General features: G+C 60.2%; 15 protein-coding genes and 1 tRNA gene. 9 read left to right on the top strand and 7 right to left on the bottom strand.

The features are described 5' to 3' along the window. Positions 1-11: 11 nt before the first annotated feature. Together LJ360_RS11590 and LJ360_RS11585 are read right to left on the bottom strand one after the other, a co-directional pair. Positions 12-1,643 (bottom strand): methyl-accepting chemotaxis protein, encoded by a 1,632-nt coding sequence (locus LJ360_RS11590; RefSeq protein ID WP_264994043.1) that lies wholly within the window; start codon positions 1,641-1,643, stop codon positions 12-14. Between the two features lie 187 nt (positions 1,644-1,830). Beyond that, positions 1,831-1,906: transfer RNA gene (locus LJ360_RS11585), tRNA-Asn, on the bottom strand. 81 nt (positions 1,907-1,987) lie between these two features. Here LJ360_RS11585 and LJ360_RS11580 point away from each other — a divergent pair. Beyond that, a complete protein-coding gene (locus LJ360_RS11580) occupies positions 1,988-2,998 on the top strand; it encodes a YheT family hydrolase (protein ID WP_264994042.1) in 1,011 nt (336 codons plus the stop codon). Positions 2,999-3,027: 29 nt separating this feature from the next. Here LJ360_RS11580 and LJ360_RS11575 read toward each other — a convergent pair whose 3' ends face one another. Continuing rightward, positions 3,028-3,711: an arylesterase gene (locus LJ360_RS11575; protein WP_091848354.1), complete on the bottom strand. Its 684-nt coding sequence runs from the start codon at positions 3,709-3,711 to the stop codon at positions 3,028-3,030. A 69-nt stretch (positions 3,712-3,780) separates the two neighbouring features. On the opposite strand from LJ360_RS11575, the gene LJ360_RS11570 reads away from it, so the two are divergent. Then, on the top strand, positions 3,781-4,500 hold the full coding sequence (locus tag LJ360_RS11570) for an ABC transporter ATP-binding protein (protein ID WP_091848353.1): 720 nt from the start codon (positions 3,781-3,783) through the stop codon (positions 4,498-4,500). After that, positions 4,500-6,986: an ABC transporter permease gene (locus tag LJ360_RS11565; protein ID WP_264994041.1), complete on the top strand. Its 2,487-nt coding sequence runs from the start codon at positions 4,500-4,502 to the stop codon at positions 6,984-6,986. The genes LJ360_RS11570 and LJ360_RS11565 overlap by 1 nt, the downstream gene beginning before the upstream one ends. Before the next feature lie 48 nt (positions 6,987-7,034). Here the strand turns inward: LJ360_RS11565 and LJ360_RS11560 are convergent, their stop codons facing one another. From LJ360_RS11560 to LJ360_RS11545, 4 genes are all read right to left on the bottom strand, one after another. After that, positions 7,035-7,820 carry a substrate-binding periplasmic protein gene (locus LJ360_RS11560; RefSeq protein WP_091848351.1) on the bottom strand — a complete coding sequence of 262 codons (786 nt, stop codon included), beginning with the start codon at positions 7,818-7,820 and terminating at the stop codon, positions 7,035-7,037. Positions 7,821-8,021: 201 nt separating this feature from the next. After that, positions 8,022-9,206, bottom strand: a complete 1,185-nt coding sequence (locus LJ360_RS11555; protein ID WP_264994040.1) for an iron-containing alcohol dehydrogenase — start codon at positions 9,204-9,206, stop codon at positions 8,022-8,024. Continuing rightward, the gene (locus tag LJ360_RS11550) at positions 9,203-9,763 is read right to left on the bottom strand and encodes an SCP2 sterol-binding domain-containing protein (RefSeq protein WP_091848349.1); all 561 of its coding nucleotides are present in this window, start codon (positions 9,761-9,763) and stop codon (positions 9,203-9,205) included. The genes LJ360_RS11555 and LJ360_RS11550 overlap by 4 nt, the downstream gene beginning before the upstream one ends. A gap of 130 nt (positions 9,764-9,893) precedes the next feature. Continuing rightward, entirely contained in the window at positions 9,894-11,183 is a 1,290-nt protein-coding gene (locus LJ360_RS11545) for a M48 family metalloprotease (protein ID WP_413774361.1), read from the bottom strand. Between the two features lie 177 nt (positions 11,184-11,360). Between LJ360_RS11545 and LJ360_RS11540 the strand changes: the two genes are divergently transcribed. The 6 genes from LJ360_RS11540 to LJ360_RS11515 all read left to right on the top strand — a co-directional run bounded on the left by LJ360_RS11540 (position 11,361) and on the right by LJ360_RS11515 (position 18,173). Further along, the gene (locus tag LJ360_RS11540; RefSeq protein ID WP_091848348.1) at positions 11,361-11,831 is read left to right on the top strand and encodes a PaaI family thioesterase; all 471 of its coding nucleotides are present in this window, start codon (positions 11,361-11,363) and stop codon (positions 11,829-11,831) included. Then, positions 11,828-12,262 (top strand): PaaI family thioesterase, encoded by a 435-nt coding sequence (locus LJ360_RS11535; protein WP_091848347.1) that lies wholly within the window; start codon positions 11,828-11,830, stop codon positions 12,260-12,262. The genes LJ360_RS11540 and LJ360_RS11535 overlap by 4 nt, the downstream gene beginning before the upstream one ends. Before the next feature lie 130 nt (positions 12,263-12,392). Then, positions 12,393-14,285: a molecular chaperone HtpG gene (gene htpG / locus LJ360_RS11530; protein WP_264994039.1), complete on the top strand. Its 1,893-nt coding sequence runs from the start codon at positions 12,393-12,395 to the stop codon at positions 14,283-14,285. A 6-nt stretch (positions 14,286-14,291) separates the two neighbouring features. Then, a complete protein-coding gene (locus LJ360_RS11525; RefSeq protein WP_091848345.1) occupies positions 14,292-14,510 on the top strand; it encodes a DUF2835 domain-containing protein in 219 nt (72 codons plus the stop codon). 374 nt (positions 14,511-14,884) lie between these two features. Next, the gene (katG, locus tag LJ360_RS11520; protein ID WP_091848344.1) at positions 14,885-17,059 is read left to right on the top strand and encodes a catalase/peroxidase HPI; all 2,175 of its coding nucleotides are present in this window, start codon (positions 14,885-14,887) and stop codon (positions 17,057-17,059) included. Between the two features lie 148 nt (positions 17,060-17,207). Next, positions 17,208-18,173, top strand: a complete 966-nt coding sequence (locus LJ360_RS11515) for a tRNA dihydrouridine synthase (protein WP_091848343.1) — start codon at positions 17,208-17,210, stop codon at positions 18,171-18,173. Positions 18,174-18,179 lie beyond the last annotated feature (6 nt).

Genomic DNA, 18,179 nt, shown 5'->3' with positions numbered 1-18,179 from the left:
CACCCGAGCTGTCAGCGCTTCTGGTGGATCCGGGAGGCCAGTTCCCTGGCTTCCCGGGCCATGCTTTCCAGTTCCGGTACCCGGCGCAGGTTCTCTTCGGCACTGGTACGCATGTTCTCTGCGGTTTCCGAAACGTCGGTGACATTACGGTTGATGTCGTCGGACACGCTGGTCTGCTCTTCGGCCGCGGTCGCTACCTGGATAGTGGCGTCGCTGATCTGTTTCATGCGGTCGTTGATGCCGGCGAGGGTCTGACGGACGGCGTCTACCGCCTCACTGGTCTCGCCGGCAACGATTTCACTGGCGCGCATGAACTCGGTGGCGTCGTTGGAGCCCCGGGTGATGGTGTCCACGATGGTATCGATACGCGTGGTTGCCTCCTGGGTCTTGGCTGCCAGGCTTCGCACTTCGTCTGCCACCACCGCAAAGCCGCGACCTGCCTCGCCGGCCCGGGCCGCTTCGATAGCCGCATTCAGGGCCAGCAGGTTGGTCTGGTCGGCGATTTCGCGGATCACGCCCATCACTTCGCTGACCTTCCGGCCGTCGCCTGCCAGGCGCTCCACGGTCGCGGCTGATTGGCGGATCTGGTCGCTCAGCCGGCCCATGCTGTGTGTTGCCTGTTGGGTACGGTCGTCAGCGTCGTCCACCTCAGCGGTGGCTTCCCGGGTTTCCACCGACACCGAAGTGGCGTGGTTGGCGACGTCCTGGGCGGTAGCAGACATTTCATTCATCGCCGTGGCAATCTGCTCGATGCGCTGGTGGGACAGGTCGGAATGGTTCGCGACCGCCTGGGCGTTGCTGCGGAGACTCTCGCTGGTACTGGAAAGCTGCTCTGCAAAGCGTCCCATAAGGGCTCCGGTCTCAGACAGGAAGGCATGCAGGTTACGTGCTGCATCAGCCAGGCGGCCGAGTTCGTCCTCGCGTCGCAGGGTGGCCGGATCTGAAAGGTCGCCTTCGCCCAGGCTGTGAAGTTGGGCCGTCAACGTACGGACCGGTCGCACTACGGAGCGGGATAGCACCAGGATGCACAGAAGGGTTCCTGCGATGATGGACAGCAGCATCAGCGACCCGATAAGGGTGGTGTTGCGGCTGACGGATTCGTTCAGGGCGGACGCCTGCGTCAACGCCTGCTCACGGATCAGCGTAGACGCTTCTTCGATCAGTTGAGCCGGCTCACGGTCAATGCCCTGCACAGCCTGGTCACCGGCCTGGTGGTCATAATTTGACCGGCTGAAGGCTTCGAAGCCTTCCCGGTAGGCCAGGCCCATACGCTGGTGGGCGTCCCGGAAACGACTCATCAGGTCCCTGGCTTCACCGTTCTGGAGCCGGGGTAGGAGGTCGCCCAGTGCCTGTTGAATGCTGGTCTCCTGCTGCTGGAACTGGCGCCAGTACTTGTTCCGCTGGTCACTGTCACTGCCACGGATCAGCACGTTCTTCCATTCCTGAACCTGGGTCTTGAACTGATTGAGGATGTCTTCAGCTTCCAGGGCGTTGACCATCTGGTCGCTGGCCAGGGCGTGGTATTCCCGGTTCGAACTCAGCGAGTGACTGAAGTAAAGCAGGGCACAGATAGCAACCAGCAGGTTAGCTGCCAGGACAACGGAGAGGACTCGGGCGAGAATACTTCTGGAAAACAGGGACATTAGTGGTCTGGCGCTCCATGGCAAGGCGGGCATATGGTGGAGTTAACGGCCGTGGCACGGATTTCTTGAGCGTTAGTAAGCGGGTATTTTCCGAGTTCAGGAGATGGCAGTGGATGTGGGAGGGAGGCGAGCTACGAGCAAAATAAAAAGCCGCCAACCTTGTAAAAGGTGGCGGCTTTTCGGAATATGGCTCCCCGACCTGGGCTCGAACCAGGGACAAACGGATTAACAGTCCGTTGCTCTACCAACTGAGCTATCGGGGATTGGCGTCGAGATGGCGCGCATATTAAGGTCTTTGGGGGGTGGGGTCAAGCCCCTGAAAACACAGGATTCGAATTTTCACCATGTCTGAAACAGCGGTATCCGCAAGTCCTGAACAGGCACCGGCGGAGGTGGCTTCCACAACGCCTTATCGGGCTCCATTGCTGCTTCGTAGTGGCCACGCCCAGTCTATCTGGCCCAGCCTCTTCCGGCGGGTGGACCTGTGTGAGCCCGAAGCGGAAGCGATTGTCACACCAGACGATGATGAACTCTGGCTGGACTGGTACCGGCAGGGTTCGGATCGGGTGGTCGTTGTCTGCCACGGGCTGGAAGGGCACAGCCGGCGCCCCTATGTGCAGGGACTTGCCCGTGCGCTGTTGGCGACAGGCTGGGATGTACTGGCCTGGAACTATCGCTCCTGTGGCGGTGTCATGAATCGTCAGCCCCGGTTCTACCACAGCGGCGCTACCGAAGACCTCGATGTGGTGGTTCGCCATGGCCTGGGCCAGGGTTACCAGGCCATGGCGCTCGCCGGTTTCAGTATGGGCGGTAACCTGGCGCTGCAATACCTTGGCGAGCAGGGTGAAAGGGTGGACAGCAGGATTGCCGGTGCGGTGAACTTCTCAGTCCCCTGCGACCTGGCCGGGGGCGCTGATGTATTGGCGCTCCCGAGCCGTCGGCTGTATATGTCCCGCTTTATCCGGGACCTGAAGCCCAAGATGGCCGAAAAGGCCCGGCGCTTCCCCGAGCTGATCACCATGGAGGGCTATGACCGCATCCGCACCTTCCACCAGTTTGATGAGCGGTATACGGCACCACTTCATGGCTTCGCCAGCGCGCAGGATTACTGGCACAGGGCGTCTTCCCTGTTTCGCCTGAGGGATATCCGGGTGCCGGCGCTCATAGTGAACGCCGCCGACGATCCTTTCCTTTCACCCGCCTGTTTTCCCGGAGATCCGGGAGTCCTCGGTGCGTGGACGCAACTGGAGACTACCCGCCATGGCGGGCACGTGGGGTTTGTGCAGTACGGCCGTGGTGGCTGGTACTGGTCCGAGCAGCGGGCCGTGGGTTACCTTGGCGCGCTCGTCCGTTAGACATGGCTCTGCAGGGGCGGCCAGGCAAACTACCGGCTGGCGGATGCTGTTTCCTGCAGGAGCGGCTGAAGGTGCGGCCAGACGTTTTCCAGCAGGAGTGGCTGGGCTTCGCTGGTAGGATGAATGCCATCATCCTGCATCAGGCCATCGCCATTGTAGATTCCGTCCAGAAAGAAGGGAACCAGGGCCGTGTCATACTGGTCTGACAGGTTTGGGTACATCTCGGTGAACAGGCGGGTATAACTGGCGCCATAGTTGGGAGGAATCTGCATACCGACCAGCAGTACACGGGCACCGGCCTGCTGGGAGGCTTTAATCATGGCCGACAGGTTGTCCCGGATGACCGGCGGCTGGAAGCCCCGAAGGCCATCGTTGCCGCCCAGTTCGATGATGACAATATCCGGTTGGTGCTTGTCCAGCAGCGCCGGCAGGCGACGGGCACCGCCATCAGTGGTTTCTCCGCTGATGCTGGCATTGACCACCTGCCACTGCTCGTGGTCGTGCTCTTCCAGGCGCTCCCGAAGCAGGTTGACCCAGGCAATTTCTGTTTCCACCCCATAGGCGGCACTCAGGCTGTCGCCCATAACCAGGATGGTCCGGGCTGCAGCGGCACCGGGCAGGACCAGGCAAGCCAGTAACCAGAAAAGCAGAACCGTTGATCTCTGGCGGGAAAATACCGTAGTTATAGAAGCAACCACCGAGTTAACGACCATTAAGCGTCCTCTTGTCTTTCTATCAGGCAAGGTAGAGTGGCAAATACTGAATCAGTTCCCGGAGCATACGTGACAGACCTTTCCAGCGGACCCCGACAGACTTCCGAAGCCATTCTCACAGTAACCGATCTGACTCAGCGGGTAGACCTGGGCAGAGATACGCTCACCATCCTGCAAGGGGTCAGTCTTGAAATCAAGCGTGGAGAATCCGTAGCCATTGTGGGGCGCTCAGGGTCTGGAAAGACCACGTTGCTGGGCCTGCTGGCAGGGCTGGATACGCCCACCGAAGGTGAAGTGGTGCTGGAAGGCAAGGCCATCAGCCGACTGAGTGAAGATGAGCGGGCCGCGTTGCGGGCCCGGCGTGTTGGCTTCGTGTTTCAGTCGTTCCAGTTGCTGCCCGCACTCACTGCGCTGGAAAACGTGATGCTGCCGCTGGAACTGGCGGACTTCCCGGACCCGCAAGCCCGGGCCCGGGAGTTGCTTGGGCGTGTCGGGCTTGGTGATCGCCTGACTCATACCCCGCGCCAGCTTTCCGGGGGTGAGCAACAGCGGGTGGCCATTGCCAGGGCGTTCGCCTGTGAGCCGGTGATCCTGTTTGCGGATGAGCCCACCGGCAACCTGGATAACCAGACCGGCCAGGAGATCCAGGAGTTGCTGATGGCCCTGAACCGGGAGCAGGGCACTACCCTGGTGATGGTGACCCACGATGAAACCCTCGCGGCCCGTTGTCAGCGCCGCCTGACCATTGAGGCCGGACACCTGGAAGCCGCCCGTGAGGAGACCGCCTGATGTCGGCCAGCCAGAAACTGGGTTCCGTCAAGAGGGACTGGCGCCAGCGTGACGTCAAGGTGGTGCTCAGTGCCCTGATCATTGCGGTGGCCACCGTTGCGATCATTGCCCTGTTCGCCAGCCAGCTTCAACGCACGCTGATTACGTCTGCCAGTTCCTTCCTGGCGGCGGACCGCCAGCTCGAGGCCGAGCACGGCAAGCCCATTCCTGCCGAATGGCGGGAAGAAGCCCGGAACCGGGGACTGCAAACTGCCCGTATGGTGGAATTTTCAACCATGCTGAGCGGCGGAGAACGTTTCCAGCTGGTGTCTATCAAGGCAGTCAGCGATGAGTATCCTCTGCGGGGGCAGATTGAATTCCAGCAGGATGCCGACAGTGACCGGCAGTTGCTCGGGCAGGGCCCACGTCCCGGGGAAGCCTGGCTGAATCCCCGCCTGGTGCGACTGCTGGAGATTGATGTTGGTGACACCGTCGAGGTGGGTAACCTTGAACTTACCGTATCCGGCCTGCTGGTCCGTGAGCCGGATGGGGGCTTTAACCTTGGCGGGCTGGCCCCCCGGGTGATGATGCACGCGGACGACGTGGATGCTACCGGTGTCATCCAGGAAGGCAGCCGTGTCGAGTACGTCAACCTGTTTGCCGGTGAAGAAGCCGCACTCGATGGCTTCTACCAGTGGCTCCAGCCACGGCTGGAACCCTCCCACGAATGGGAAAGTATCCGGGATGGCGAAGCCCTCTCCGAGTCCCTGCAGCGGGCGGAGCGTTTCCTGCTGCTGGGGGGCAGTATTGCGGTTCTGCTGGCATCGGTGGCAGTGGCGGTGGCCAGTCGTCAGTTTGCCGTCGGCCAGCGGGACACTGTCGCACTGCTCAAGACCCTTGGCCTGTCCAGCCGACGCATCGGCCATATGTACCTGGTGCGCCTGTCTGTCTGGGGCCTGGCTGGCATGGCCGGAGGGTTGCTGGTGGCGCTCCCTGTCTATGGCTTTCTCAACAATCTGATGGCCAGGGTGCTGGAGCAGGAGATTCCGTTCACGGTGGATCTGCCATCCCTGATGCCCGCCCTGGCCACAGCGGTCGTTTCACTGTTTGCGTTTGCGTATCCCCCGATTCGTCGCCTGCGCCATGTGCCTGCGATGCGGGTGCTGCGCAGTCAGCCCGGTGAGGCAGACAGTCGCGCCTGGAGCGATATCGCCATTGCCGTAGTGGCCATATTCGGCCTGGTATGGCTGTACGCCCGTGAAGTGATGCTGGTAGTGGCACTGATTGGCGGGCTGGTGGCGTTACTGGGCACCCTGGCCCTGCTGGGCTGGTTGTTGCTGCTCGCCCTGCGCCGTGTCACCGGTGGTGGCAACGCCTGGCGACTGGCGCTGGTGGGCCTGTACCGGCACCGCCGCGCCAGCCTGTCACAGATTGCCGTGTTCGCCATGACGCTGATGCTGGCCAGTACGCTGATCCTGGTGCGTTCCTCTCTGCTAGCGGACTGGCAGGCACAGTTGCCGGAGCAAACCCCTAACCATTTCCTGATCAATATTGCCCCGTCGACTGTGGATGAGGTTGACGCCTTCTGGCGTGAGCAGGGGCAGGGCCTGGATACCCTCTATCCCATGGTCCGGGGACGCCTGACCGAGATAAACGGCCAACCGGTGAGGCAGGTGGTCAGCAAGGATGACAGCGTGAACGCCCTTAATCGTGAGCTGAATCTTACCTGGATGGAAAGCCTGCCGGAGGATAATCGCATTGTTGCGGGCGACTGGTTCGGGAGTGATCAGACGGAAGGGGTTTCCGTCGAAGCGGAGCTGGCGGCTGAACTGGGCGTTGAGGTTGGCGATGTGCTTGGATTTACCATCGGCTCGGAAACCATCGCCGAACCAATAACCAGTATCCGCACGGTGCAATGGGAGAGTATGAAGCCCAACTTCTACATGGCATTTCCCCCTGGCGGCGCATTGGAAGGGTTGCCTGCTACCTGGATTACCAGTTTTTACCTGCCGGAGGACCGCAAGGACGCCCTTAACGAATTCACCCGCGAGTTCCCGACGGTTTCCCTGCTGGAAGTCGATCACATCATCGAGCGAATACAGGCAATCGTGGGGCAGGTAACCCAGGCCATTGAAGCGATACTGGCGTTGATCCTGGCGGCTTCCCTCGTCGTCATGGCAGCTGTGGTCAGTGCCACGCTGCAGGACCGGCAACGGGAGGGCGCCCTGTTGCGGACTCTGGGAGGTCGCCAGTCGTTGCTGGTAAACAGCACCATGCTGGAATTCGGCCTGGCGGGTTTGCTGGCAGGGATACTGGGCGTACTGGCGGCGGAAAGTGCAGTGTGGGCCCTGCAGTACCGGATGTTTGGCGGCGAATTCCGGTGGCACTGGCAGGTGGCGCTGCCCATCCCGCTGATCAGCGGGTTCGTACTGGCACTGCTGGGCCGATGGCAATTGCGGCCCGTGTTGCAGGTCAGCCCGATGCTGCTGTTACGACGGCTGGAATGACGACCGGGATGCGCCCGCCGTCGGACGAACCGTGGCGGGTGCATTGGCTCAGCGGTACTGGTTGAGGATCTGCTCCAGCTCGCCACTGGCTTTCATTTCGGCCAGCTCTTTGTTGAAGGCTTCGGCAAACGATGCCCAGTCCTGGCGGAGCATCAGGCGGTAACCATAATCGCTGAGTGCCTGGTCGCTATGGCGAAATCGTCCCTGCCAGTTATTCTGACGAATAATCCACTGGCCCACGGCCAGGTCGGCGATTGTCGCGTCCAGGCGCCGTCCATGGAGCAGGTAGGTGAAGATGTCCCGGTCGTCAGACACCTCGTACCGCCCAATAATGCCGCTTTCAAACAGCGGCTCCAGTTCAGGGTAATGGTAGCCGAGCGGTGTCACCAGGGTGACATCCTTGAGTTTTTCCAGACCGTCGAACCGGAAGTCAGATTCAACCGGTGTAAAGAAGACTTCCCGGATGGATACGATGGCATCGGTGAACAGGAAATCCCCCGGCGTTTCCGTCCATTCCCTGGCCCTGGGTGTCGCATCAATGTAGCCATCCTGCAGCATGGCATCTACGCGCTTGCGTGGAATTTCATGGGGCTTGAGGTGGTAACCGAGGCGCTCGGAGATCCGGCTGACCACCTCATAGGCGATACCACCATAACGGTCTTCACCAAGGTGAATCAGGTAGGGGGGGTAGCCGCTGGTAGACACGTTGAAGTTGAGGGTCGGGTTCTCGCCGTTCAACGGTTCGGACGAAGTCACCGGTTCACTGGCATTGGCCACGGTGGACGCGAGGGGAATGACAGCCGTGGCCAGCCAGCGCAGAAGGGGATGGAGCATGGTTAAGATACCCTGTTAATGCTGTTTCACACGGTATGGATGTCGCGCCAAAACCGCAGGGTTGAGACTCAATGCCCAGTGAGCAAAAAGGGCATCCGATCCGTCTGCCTGTCCCGTAAGCGTTTTCTGGTTCCTTGTTAGCTTGCAAAGATTGTTACCCGTTTCGTTCTGCTATTCAACCCTCAAAAAGTCGGAACTGCTTCATCCCCATGCCTTATCGAGTATTGACCGGACTTCTTTGAGGCTGGCCTCCCGCGGGTTGTAGATAATGGATCCATCATCCAGCGCCTGGCGGGCGATGGCATCCAGCTGGTCTTCTTTTACCTTGCCGGTCTCCCGCAGGGTTCTGGGCAGTTCACAACGGTGGTGCAATTCGTCCCTGAGGTGACGGATGGCAGAGATGGTGGCCTCTGCGCGACGGGACGCGGGAGTGGCTGACCAGACTTCCGGACCCTCCAGGTAAAGCAGGAGCTCTGCCAGCGGCTCACGTATGTCTTCCAGGTTGTATTCAAGTACGTATGGCAGGTAGAGGCTCATGCAGAGACCGTGGGGAAGGTGACAGATTGCGCCAGTGGCATGGCCAAGGGAGTGGACCAGGCCCACCATGGAGTTGGAGAACGCAATACCCGCCATGGTCGAGGCTTCCGCCAGGTCCAGCCGACCCTTGGCGTCGTCAGGGTTGTCCATAACCGCCAGTAATGAACGACCGATTTTCCTGATCGCGGCCGTCGCATAGGCGTCGCTGAGAGGGTTCTTGGCCAGGCAGGTGTAGGCTTCCGTGGCATGGGTCAAGGCATCCATGGCGGTCGCTGCCGTGATGTGGGGCGGCAGGGTCAGGGTCATTCTCGGGTCGATGATCGCGGCATTGGGCAGCAGGAATGACGACGTGAAGGGCAGCTTCACTGACCGCTCGGTGTCGGCAATCACGGCTACAGAGGTGACCTCCGAGCCCGTGCCAGCGGTTGTCGGAATCACAAAGAAGGGACGCAGGGGCCGGGTCAGGACACCTGCACCGCTGTACGCGGCGATGTTATCACCGCCCTCGGAGACCAGGATATTTACGGCCTTCGCGGTATCGATGGAAGACCCACCTCCGATCGCGATAATGGCGTCGCATTGTTGCTGCCGGTAGAGGTTGGCGATATCCCGGACGATCGTGGTGGAGGAATCCGGCGGCACTTCATCGTAGATGGCCGCGATGGTGACCGCGCTCTCTTCACAGGCAGCGATGACCGGATCCAGCAGGCCAGCGGCCCTTACGCCTGCATCGGTGATGATCATGGGGCGGACAGACGCGATGCCGGTCAGCTCGTAGGGCAGGTGCTCCAGTGCGGCTTCACCGGCGATGACCTTTACCGGGCAGAAGAACTCGTAATAGCGACTCATTGTGACAGGCCCTCTTTGCGTAAATCGCGGATCATCGAAAAAGCCACCCGGCGATACACACCGATGGCTCCGGGTACCTTTTCCAGCAGGCCAAGTTCGGACGGGTATTCCTTAACCGCCCTGCGGGCAACAAGCCTTGGCAGGATGATCGCTTCCAGGCGATTGAGAATCCGGGTCATGCGTACTGCCAGGGCAATGTCACCGTCCACCACCATCCGGTCGTTGGCAAAGGCCTCCACCGTTTTTTCCTGGAAGGAAAGCACCAGGAACGCATGGGCAAGGTGCTTGAAGCGGATGGACAGGTCCACGGGGCCCTGGTAATGGCTGCCCAGGTAGCGAAGAGAACCGCCCCCGGTGTGTTCAACCGCCAGCGAGGGGCCGGCAGGTAATACCGTCATCTGGAATACCAGGCCTTCGGGCAACGCTGAGGCCTCATCGATAACCGTCTTGTCGAAGCGGGAGATGGCCTCCAGGGCATGGCCCATGAAGCGGAACATCATGCCGACATACTGTCGGCGCGCGCGACGCGCGGTTGAGCGGGAGAAGCTTTCCAACATGGGCAACACCTTCGTGGGCAGGCCAGGAATACTGAGTTTCAGGGGGATTGCCCAGCCAAGTCAATGCCGGATGGCGGGAAGGGAGACCCGTGACCGAAGGGCAGGGAGCTGCCCTTCGGTATGCAGGGGGTTACCTGAGGTTTGACAGCTTGCGTTTTGCTTCTTCAGCCAGTTCGCCATCCGTCTTGGCGACTTCGTTGTAATAGGCTGCCGCCTTGTTACGGTCACCCTGCCGGGCCGCAATGTCCCCCAGCCTCAGATAGGCAATGGACGTGGGAACCACTTGCGCAGACGCCTCCAGGTCGGTCCTGGCGCCCTGCAGGTTACCCTTGTCCAGCCGGTCAAGGCCTCGGTACAGGCGATAGCTGAACATCTCCGGGTAGAGCTCGACGGCTTTGTCAAAATCCGCTTCGGCCTTGTCCGGGTTGTTCATGGCGTCATACAGACGGGCCCGGGTGGCAAAGAACGCCGCCTCGCGGGGTGCTTGCTTGAGGGCCTGGTTCACCTTGTCCAGCGCCGCCTGGTACTTCTTCTCACCGGCGAGCTTGAGGGCTTCATCGTGCAGGTCGTAGGCCGGCTGCAGGCGCTTTGCTTCGGCGATCATCTGCTGGTACCTGTCCCGGTTTCGGGTACCTCCAGTGCCCAGCTCCCGGGCCATTCGCCGGTTCTCGTCAACCCGTCGCTGTGACGGCGGGTGAGTAGCGAACAGACCTTGCAGGAAGCTGGACGAGCGGCCCTCGGACAGTTCAAGGAACAGCTCCTGTAGTTCCACCGCTGCCTGGGGGTCATAGCCGGCTTCCACCATGTATTCGATACCGTAACGGTCAGATTCCAGCTCGTGGGACTGGCTGTACTGGGCCAGGGCCAGCTGGCTACCGACGGCGGCGCCGCCCATGATCAGGCCACCCCATTCGTTATCACCCAGTGCCAGGCCCAGCCCCGCCATACCGGCGCTCAGCAGCATGCCCTGTTGCATACGCTGAACACTGTGGCGGGCAGCGGCGTGGACGATCTCGTGGCCAAGGACGGATGCGAGCTGGGCTTCATCCTCCAGCTTCACCAGCAGCCCGCGGTTGATGGCAATCTTGCCGCCCGGGAGCGCCCACGCATTGGGCACACTGCTGTTCAGTACGGCGAATTCGTAGGGCAGGTCAGGTCGGTCACTGACCTGTGCCATCTTGTTGCCCACTTCCTGGACATAGACTGTGAGCTCCGGGTCCAGGTAGAACCGTCCACCCTGGGTCTGGATGGTGGGGGTGTAATTTTCCTGACCGAGCTGACGTTCCTCGTTCTCGCCGATCAGTGACAGCTGGGACTCACCGGTAACCGGGTTGGTGGCGCAGCCGCTGGTCAGAACAACCAGTGCCGTCGCAGCAGAGATAATGGCTGCCCTGGCCCTGGTCAAAGACAGTTTGCTCACGTAGGTCTCCTTGCCTGTTGTTTGAGATGTGTGCCCAGAGTGTCCCTCAAGAACACCCTGGTATAATAGCTGAATCTGTTGCTTCAGGTAGTCCTCCAGCAATCGGGGTGTCGCCGCTGAACCCATCGATTAAATGGGGTATGATCCGCCCGTTTTTCGCCCGACGACAGGATCGCTATGACCGATAAAGTGCTTATGGACCGGGTCGACCGGTTCATCAACATCCTTAACCAGGCCCGTGACCTGGGGCTGACCGTTGCGGATGCCGACGCAGGGCAGTTGACCCTGTGCCTGCCCTACAGCGAAAAAATCATCGGTAACCCGGAAACCGGCGTGATTCACGGGGGGGCCATTACCACGCTGATGGACACCACCTCGGGCTCTGTCATGATCTGCGCACTGGACGAGTTCGAACTGTGTCCCACGCTGGACCTGCGCGTCGATTACATGCGTCCCGCCGAGCCGGGCAAGCCGGTCTACGCCCGGGCAGAAATCCGCAAGATGACCCGAAACATCGTGTTTACCCGCTGTGAAGCCTTCCAGGACGATGGCGAGATCGTGGCCACCTGTGTGGGCACCTTCATGCGTATCGGCAAGGATGCCACACCCAAGGCGTACCGCGACATGATCATGGGGGTGGACCAGTGACTACTGCAGATATTCTTCGCGAAACCCAGCAGACCGGTGACTTTACCCGGCTCCTGGAGAGCATCCCCTACGCCGGTTACATTGGTCTGCAGTGCGACCGGTTCGGCGATGACCTGATCTTCCGTCTGCCCCGCAAGGACTCCAACCTGGGCAACCCCATGCTGCCGGCCATCCACGGCGGTGTGATCGGCGGCTTCATGGAAGTTTCCGCGGCCATTTACCTGATGATGTCCCAGGACACCTTCCGTATGCCCAAGATCGTGGATTTCTCCCTCGATTACCTGCGTGCGGGACTGGACCGTGAAACCTACGCAGAGTGTCACCTGACCCGCCAGGGTAACCGGGTGGCCAATGTGATGATCAGCGCCTGGCAGAAATCCCGTAACGAACCCATCGCGACGGCACGGGCGCATTTCCTGCTGGAAAAGTGAGTCCTTTCTGGGGCTTGAAATGGCCCTCGATATCCCCAAATTAACTCCACACCATGAATCAGCCACACCGGCCGGTTGTTATCGGCCGGTGTGGGACGTTTGTCAGACATTGAGCAGGAGATACCGCGCCATGACGGTTGATACCGGTAAAGAAACCCTGGGTTTTCAGACCGAGGTGAAGCAGCTGCTTCACCTGATGATTCACTCCCTCTATTCCAACAAGGAAATCTTCCTGCGAGAGCTGATCTCCAACGCCTCGGATGCGGAAGACAAGCTGCGCTTCGCCGCCCTCAAGGACGACAGCCTGTACGAGGATGATCCGGAGCTGAAAATTCGCCTGGACTATGACGCTGATGCAGGCACCGTCACCCTGACTGACAACGGCATCGGCATGTCCCGGGACGATGTAATCGAGAACCTGGGCACCATCGCCAAGTCCGGAACCGCCGAGTTCCTGAAACAGCTGTCCGGTGACGAGAAGAAGGACAGCAAGCTGATTGGCCAGTTCGGGGTTGGCTTCTATTCAGCATTTATCGTGGCCGACAAGGTGGAGGTCTATACCCGCCGCGCCGGCGCACCCAAGGCCGAAGGCGTGCACTGGGAGTCCCTCGGTGATGGTGAATTCTCCATCGAGAACCTTGAACTGGACAACCGTGGTACCCGAATCGTCCTCCACCTGAAAAAGGACGAGAAGGAGTTTGCGGACGGCTGGCGCCTGCGCAGCCTGGTCAAGAAGTACTCGGACCATATCTCCTTCCCGGTGGTCATGAAGTCCGAATCGGAAGACGAGGACAAGAAGGGCGAGGACGAAACCGTCAACGACGCCACCGCCCTGTGGACCCTGCCCCGTACCGAGATCAAGGACGAGGAGTACAAAGAGTTCTACAAGCACATCGCCCATGACTTCGAGGACCCGCTCACCTGGTCTCACAACAAGGTGGAAGGCAAGCTGGACTACACCAGCCTGCTGTACATCCCCAAGCGTGCACCGTTTGACCTCTATAACCGGGAAGCGCCCCGCGGGCTGAAGCTGTACGTACAGCGCGTGTTCATCATGGACGACGCCGAGCAGTTCCTGCCGCTGTACCTGCGCTTTGCCAAGGGTGTGATCGACTCAAACGACCTGTCCCTGAACGTCTCCCGGGAGATCCTGCAGAACGACAGCACCGTGGAGTCCATCCGCAGTGCCATGACCAAGCGCGTACTGGACATGCTGTCCAAGCTCGCCAAAAAGCAGCCCGAAGACTACCAGGGCTTCTGGAACGAGTTCGGCACAGTCCTCAAGGAAGGCCCGGCGGAGGACTTCAGCAACCGGGAGAAGATTGCCGGCCTGCTGCGGTTTGCCTCGACCCACACCGGCGAGAGCGCCCAGAATGTCTCCCTCGACGACTACATCGGCCGTATGAAAGACGGCCAGAACAAGGTCTATTACATCACCGGCGACAGCTTCCAGGCAGCCAGCAGCAGCCCGCACCTGGAAGTCTTCCGCAAGAAAGGCATCGAGGTGCTGATCCTTTCCGATCGCATCGACGAGTGGATGATGGGTTACCTCAGCGAGTACGACGGCAAGCAGTTCCAGGACGTGGCCCGTGGCGACCTGGACCTGGGCGAAGTTGAGACAGAGGAAGACAAGAAGCACCAGGAAGAAGCCGCCAAGGAGCACAAGGACCTGCTGGAGCGGATCAAGACTGCCCTGAGCGACCAGGTGCAGGAAGTACGCGTGACCAACCGGCTGACCGATTCACCGGCCTGTCTGGTGGTCGGGCAGTTCGATATGGGCGCCCAGATGAAGAAGATCATGGAAGCTGCCGGCCAGAAAGTGCCGGACAGCAAACCCATCTTCGAAATCAACGTGGACCACCCGCTGGTACAGCGACTGGAAACCGAGCAGGGCGAAGAGCGCTTCAAGGAGCTGTCCGCTGTCCTGTTCGACCAGGCCACCCTGGCCAGCGGCGAACAGCTGAAGGATCCGGGTGCCTACGTCAGCCGCCTTAACCGGTTGCTGCTGGAGCTGTCGAACTGATCTGCCATGCAGCAAATTATTGTGGACATCCAGATCAGCCCGGACGAGTGGATCAAGCTCTACCAGGGCGTTGCCACCGATGTCCACACCACGGCCCGGGACGGACGATCTGTCCGTTTCCCGGCCCGTATCCTCTCCCGCTTCTTCCTCCGCGATGGTATCCGCGGCAGCTTCCGCATCCTCTTCGACGACGCCGGCAAGTTCCTGTCCATCGAACGGTTATAGCTTTCTGATCTGACCATTGTGGGTCAAACATAACCACCTGCCCGTCGATCGATAGTAAAAAGCTTTCAAAAAAGTTCTTTTAATTAATTGTAACCAGGACTGCTCCCCGGCGTACAGTGAACCTGTTGCTGATAACGCAGGAGTTGCCCTATGTCAGTGTTGACCGATTTCACGCAGTTAGCATGGAAAGAGACGCTCGCAATCCTTGCTGAATACTACGGCGACTATGCCAGCGCTCAATGGCCCGCTGGCTATAGCGATTCGCTATCCAGACGTTAGGAAAGTTTCAAGCAGGGGCGATCAGCTTGACCTATGTTAAGTGATGCCCCTCAACAACGTGTCCCTTGCCGAAGTGGTAAACACAGGAGTGAACGATGAGTCAGAATAACAGTACAGGTGGAAAGTGCCCGGTCATGCACGGAGCCAACACCGCCAGCAGTCAGAGCGTGACTGGCTGGTGGCCTGAATCCATTAACCTCGACATCCTCCATCAACACGACATCAAAACCAACCCGATGGATGAAGGCTTCGACTATCGGGAAGAAGTGCGCAAACTGGACTTCGACGCCATCAAGCAGGATCTGCATGCACTGATGACAGACAGCCAGGACTGGTGGCCAGCAGACTGGGGTCACTACGGTGGCCTGATGATTCGTATGGCCTGGCACTCTGCCGGAACCTACCGTATGGCCGATGGCCGCGGTGGCGGTGGCACCGGTAACCAGCGGTTTGCCCCGATCGCTTCCTGGCCGGATAACGCCAGCCTCGACAAGGCCCGACGCCTGCTGTGGCCTGTCAAGAAGAAGTACGGCAACAAGATCAGCTGGGCGGACCTGATGATCCTGGCCGGCAACATTGCCTATGAGTCCATGGGCTTGAAAACCTACGGTTTCTCCTTTGGCCGTGAAGATATCTGGCATCCGGAGAAAGACATCTACTGGGGTGCCGAAAAAGAGTGGCTGGCTCCCTCCGATGAGCGTTACGGCGACATCGAGAAGCCGGATACCATGGAAAACCCGCTGGCAGCGGTGCAGATGGGGCTTATCTATGTAAACCCGGAAGGCGTTAACGGCCAGCCCGACCCCATGAAGACCGCTGCCCAGGTGCGTGAAACCTTCGCCCGTATGGCCATGGACGACGAAGAAACCGCTGCCCTGACGGTGGGTGGCCATACTGTGGGTAAATGTCACGGTAATGGTGATGCTGGTGCACTGGGGGCCGAGCCAGAAGGCGCGGATATCGTTGGCCAGGGCTTCGGCTGGGATAACCCCAATATGCAGGGCAGGGCGTCCAACGCCGTCACGTCGGGCATTGAAGGCGCCTGGACCAAGGAGCCCACCAAGTTCGACATGGGCTATTTTGACATGCTGCTGGACCACGAGTGGGAGCTGAAGAAGAGCCCTGCCGGTGCCTGGCAGTGGGAGCCGGTGGACATCAAGGAAGAGGACAAGCCGGTGGATGCCACCGACCCGTCCATTCGCCACAACCCGATCATGACCGACGCCGATATGGGTATGAAGGTGGATCCGACCTACCGCAAGATCCTCGAGGACTTCCGCAAGGATCCGCAGCGGTTCCAGGACGCCTTTGCCCGTGCCTGGTTCAAGCTGACCCACCGTGACCTGGGGCCCAAGTCCCGTTACATCGGCCCGGAAGTGCCGGATGAAGACCTGATCTGGCAGGACCCGATCCCGGCCGGCCCCACGGACTACATCGAGGAAGTGGTCAAAGAGAAGATCGCCGATGCCGGCCTGTCCATCAGTGACATGGTCAGCACCGCCTGGGACAGCGCCCGGACCTACCGTGCCTCCGACATGCGCGGTGGTGCCAACGGTGCGCGTATCCGCCTTGCACCCCAGAAGGACTGGGACGGTAACGAGCCGGAGCGCCTGGCCAGGGTGCTGAAGGTGTATGAGCAGATCTCTGCCGACACCGGGGCCAGCATTGCCGATGTGATCGTACTCGGCGGCAGTGTTGGTATCGAGAAAGCTGCGAAGGCGGCTGGATACGACGTGCACGTACCCTTCCTGAAAGGTCGCGGTGATGCTACCGACGACATGACCGATGCGGCTTCCTTCGATGTGCTGGAGCCGGTGGCCGACGGTTTCCGTAACTGGCAGAAGAAGGACTACGTGGTCAAACCCGAAGAGCTGCTGCTGGATCGTGCCCAGCTGATGGGCCTGACCGCCGCACAGATGACCGTTCTGATCGGTGGTATGCGGGTATTGGGTACTAACCACGGTGGCAGCAAGCACGGTGTATTCACCGACCGGGAAGGCCAGCTGACGAACGACTTCTTCGTGAACCTGACCGATATGGCCTACAGCTGGAAGTCCGCCGGTGACAATCTCTATGAGGTTCGTGACCGCAAGACTGACCAGAAAAAGTGGACCGCTACCCGGGTCGACCTGGTATTCGGCTCTCACTCCATCCTGCGGTCGTACGCCGAGGTGTATGCCCAGGACGACAACCACGAGAAGTTCGTTCGTGACTTCGTCTCAGCCTGGGCCAAGGTCATGAACAATGACCGGTTCGACGTACAGGCCTGATACGCCAGTAGTGTCGTAAAAAGTCAGCCGGACACCCTGATTTCAGGGTGTCCGGCTACCATCTTCCCCGCATATTCCTTACAATCCGCCCCGCCTGATTTTTGATCAGCTGAACCCTGACTCACTTCGCTCAGACCCTGGAGCTTCCATGCGAATTATCCTTGCCCCGATGGAAGGGCTGGTGGACGCACCGATCCGCGAAACCCTGACCCGGGTTGGTGGTATTGACCGGTGTGTTACCGAGTTCATTCGCGTGACCCACGGCATGTTACCACCGCGGATCTTCTACAAGTACGCGCCGGAACTATACAACCAGGCTGTGACAGAAGCCGGCACCCCGGTTGCGGTCCAACTGTTGGGCTCTGACCCTGAAATGATGGGCCGCCATGGCGCCAAAGCCGCCGAGCTGGGTGCAGGGCAGGTGGATATCAACTTTGGTTGTCCCGCCAAGACCGTCAATAAACACAAGGGCGGTTGTGTGTTAATGCGGGAACCCGAGCTGATGTACGAGATCGCTGCTGCTGTGCGCAGGGCTGTACCGGCTGAAATCCCGGTGACCGCCAAGATGCGCCTGGGCTACGATGACCGGTCCATGGGTGTCGCCTGTGGCCAGGCCCTGGAGGCAGCGGGTGCTGCCGAGATCGTTATCCACGCCCGCAGCAAGGTTGACGGCTACAAACCGCCAGCCTACTGGGAGGAAATTGCCCGGGTACGGGAGGCGGTCAACGCCCACGTGATTGCCAATGGCGAGATCTGGTCCGTCGAAGACTACTGGCGCTGCCGCAGGGTGTCTGGCTGTGACGACGTGATGATCGGCCGGGGCCTGATTGCCCGGCCGGACCTGGCCCGGCGCATCAAGGCCAGCCAGGCTGGAGAGGCCGAGCGGGAAATGACCTGGGCTGAGGTGGTCCCGCTCATCGCCGAGTATGCCGAGGCCCTCCAGGCCCGGCTCGAAGACCGCTATGTGACCGGGCGCATCAAGCAATGGCTCAATTACCTGCGCCAGGGCTTTGTCGAGGCGGAGCAGCTTTGGCCCCAGGCACGCAAACTGAAACAGGTTGATGCTATGCTGGGTTGTCTGGCGGGTACCGCTGGTGAAGAACAGGCAGCTTGAAGCTGT

The organism is Marinobacter sp. AN1 (assembly GCF_026013985.1).
Lineage (GTDB): Bacteria > Pseudomonadota > Gammaproteobacteria > Pseudomonadales > Oleiphilaceae > Marinobacter > Marinobacter segnicrescens.
Note: the sequence above shows the minus strand (reverse complement) of the source record. Positions and strands in the feature narration are given on the sequence as shown.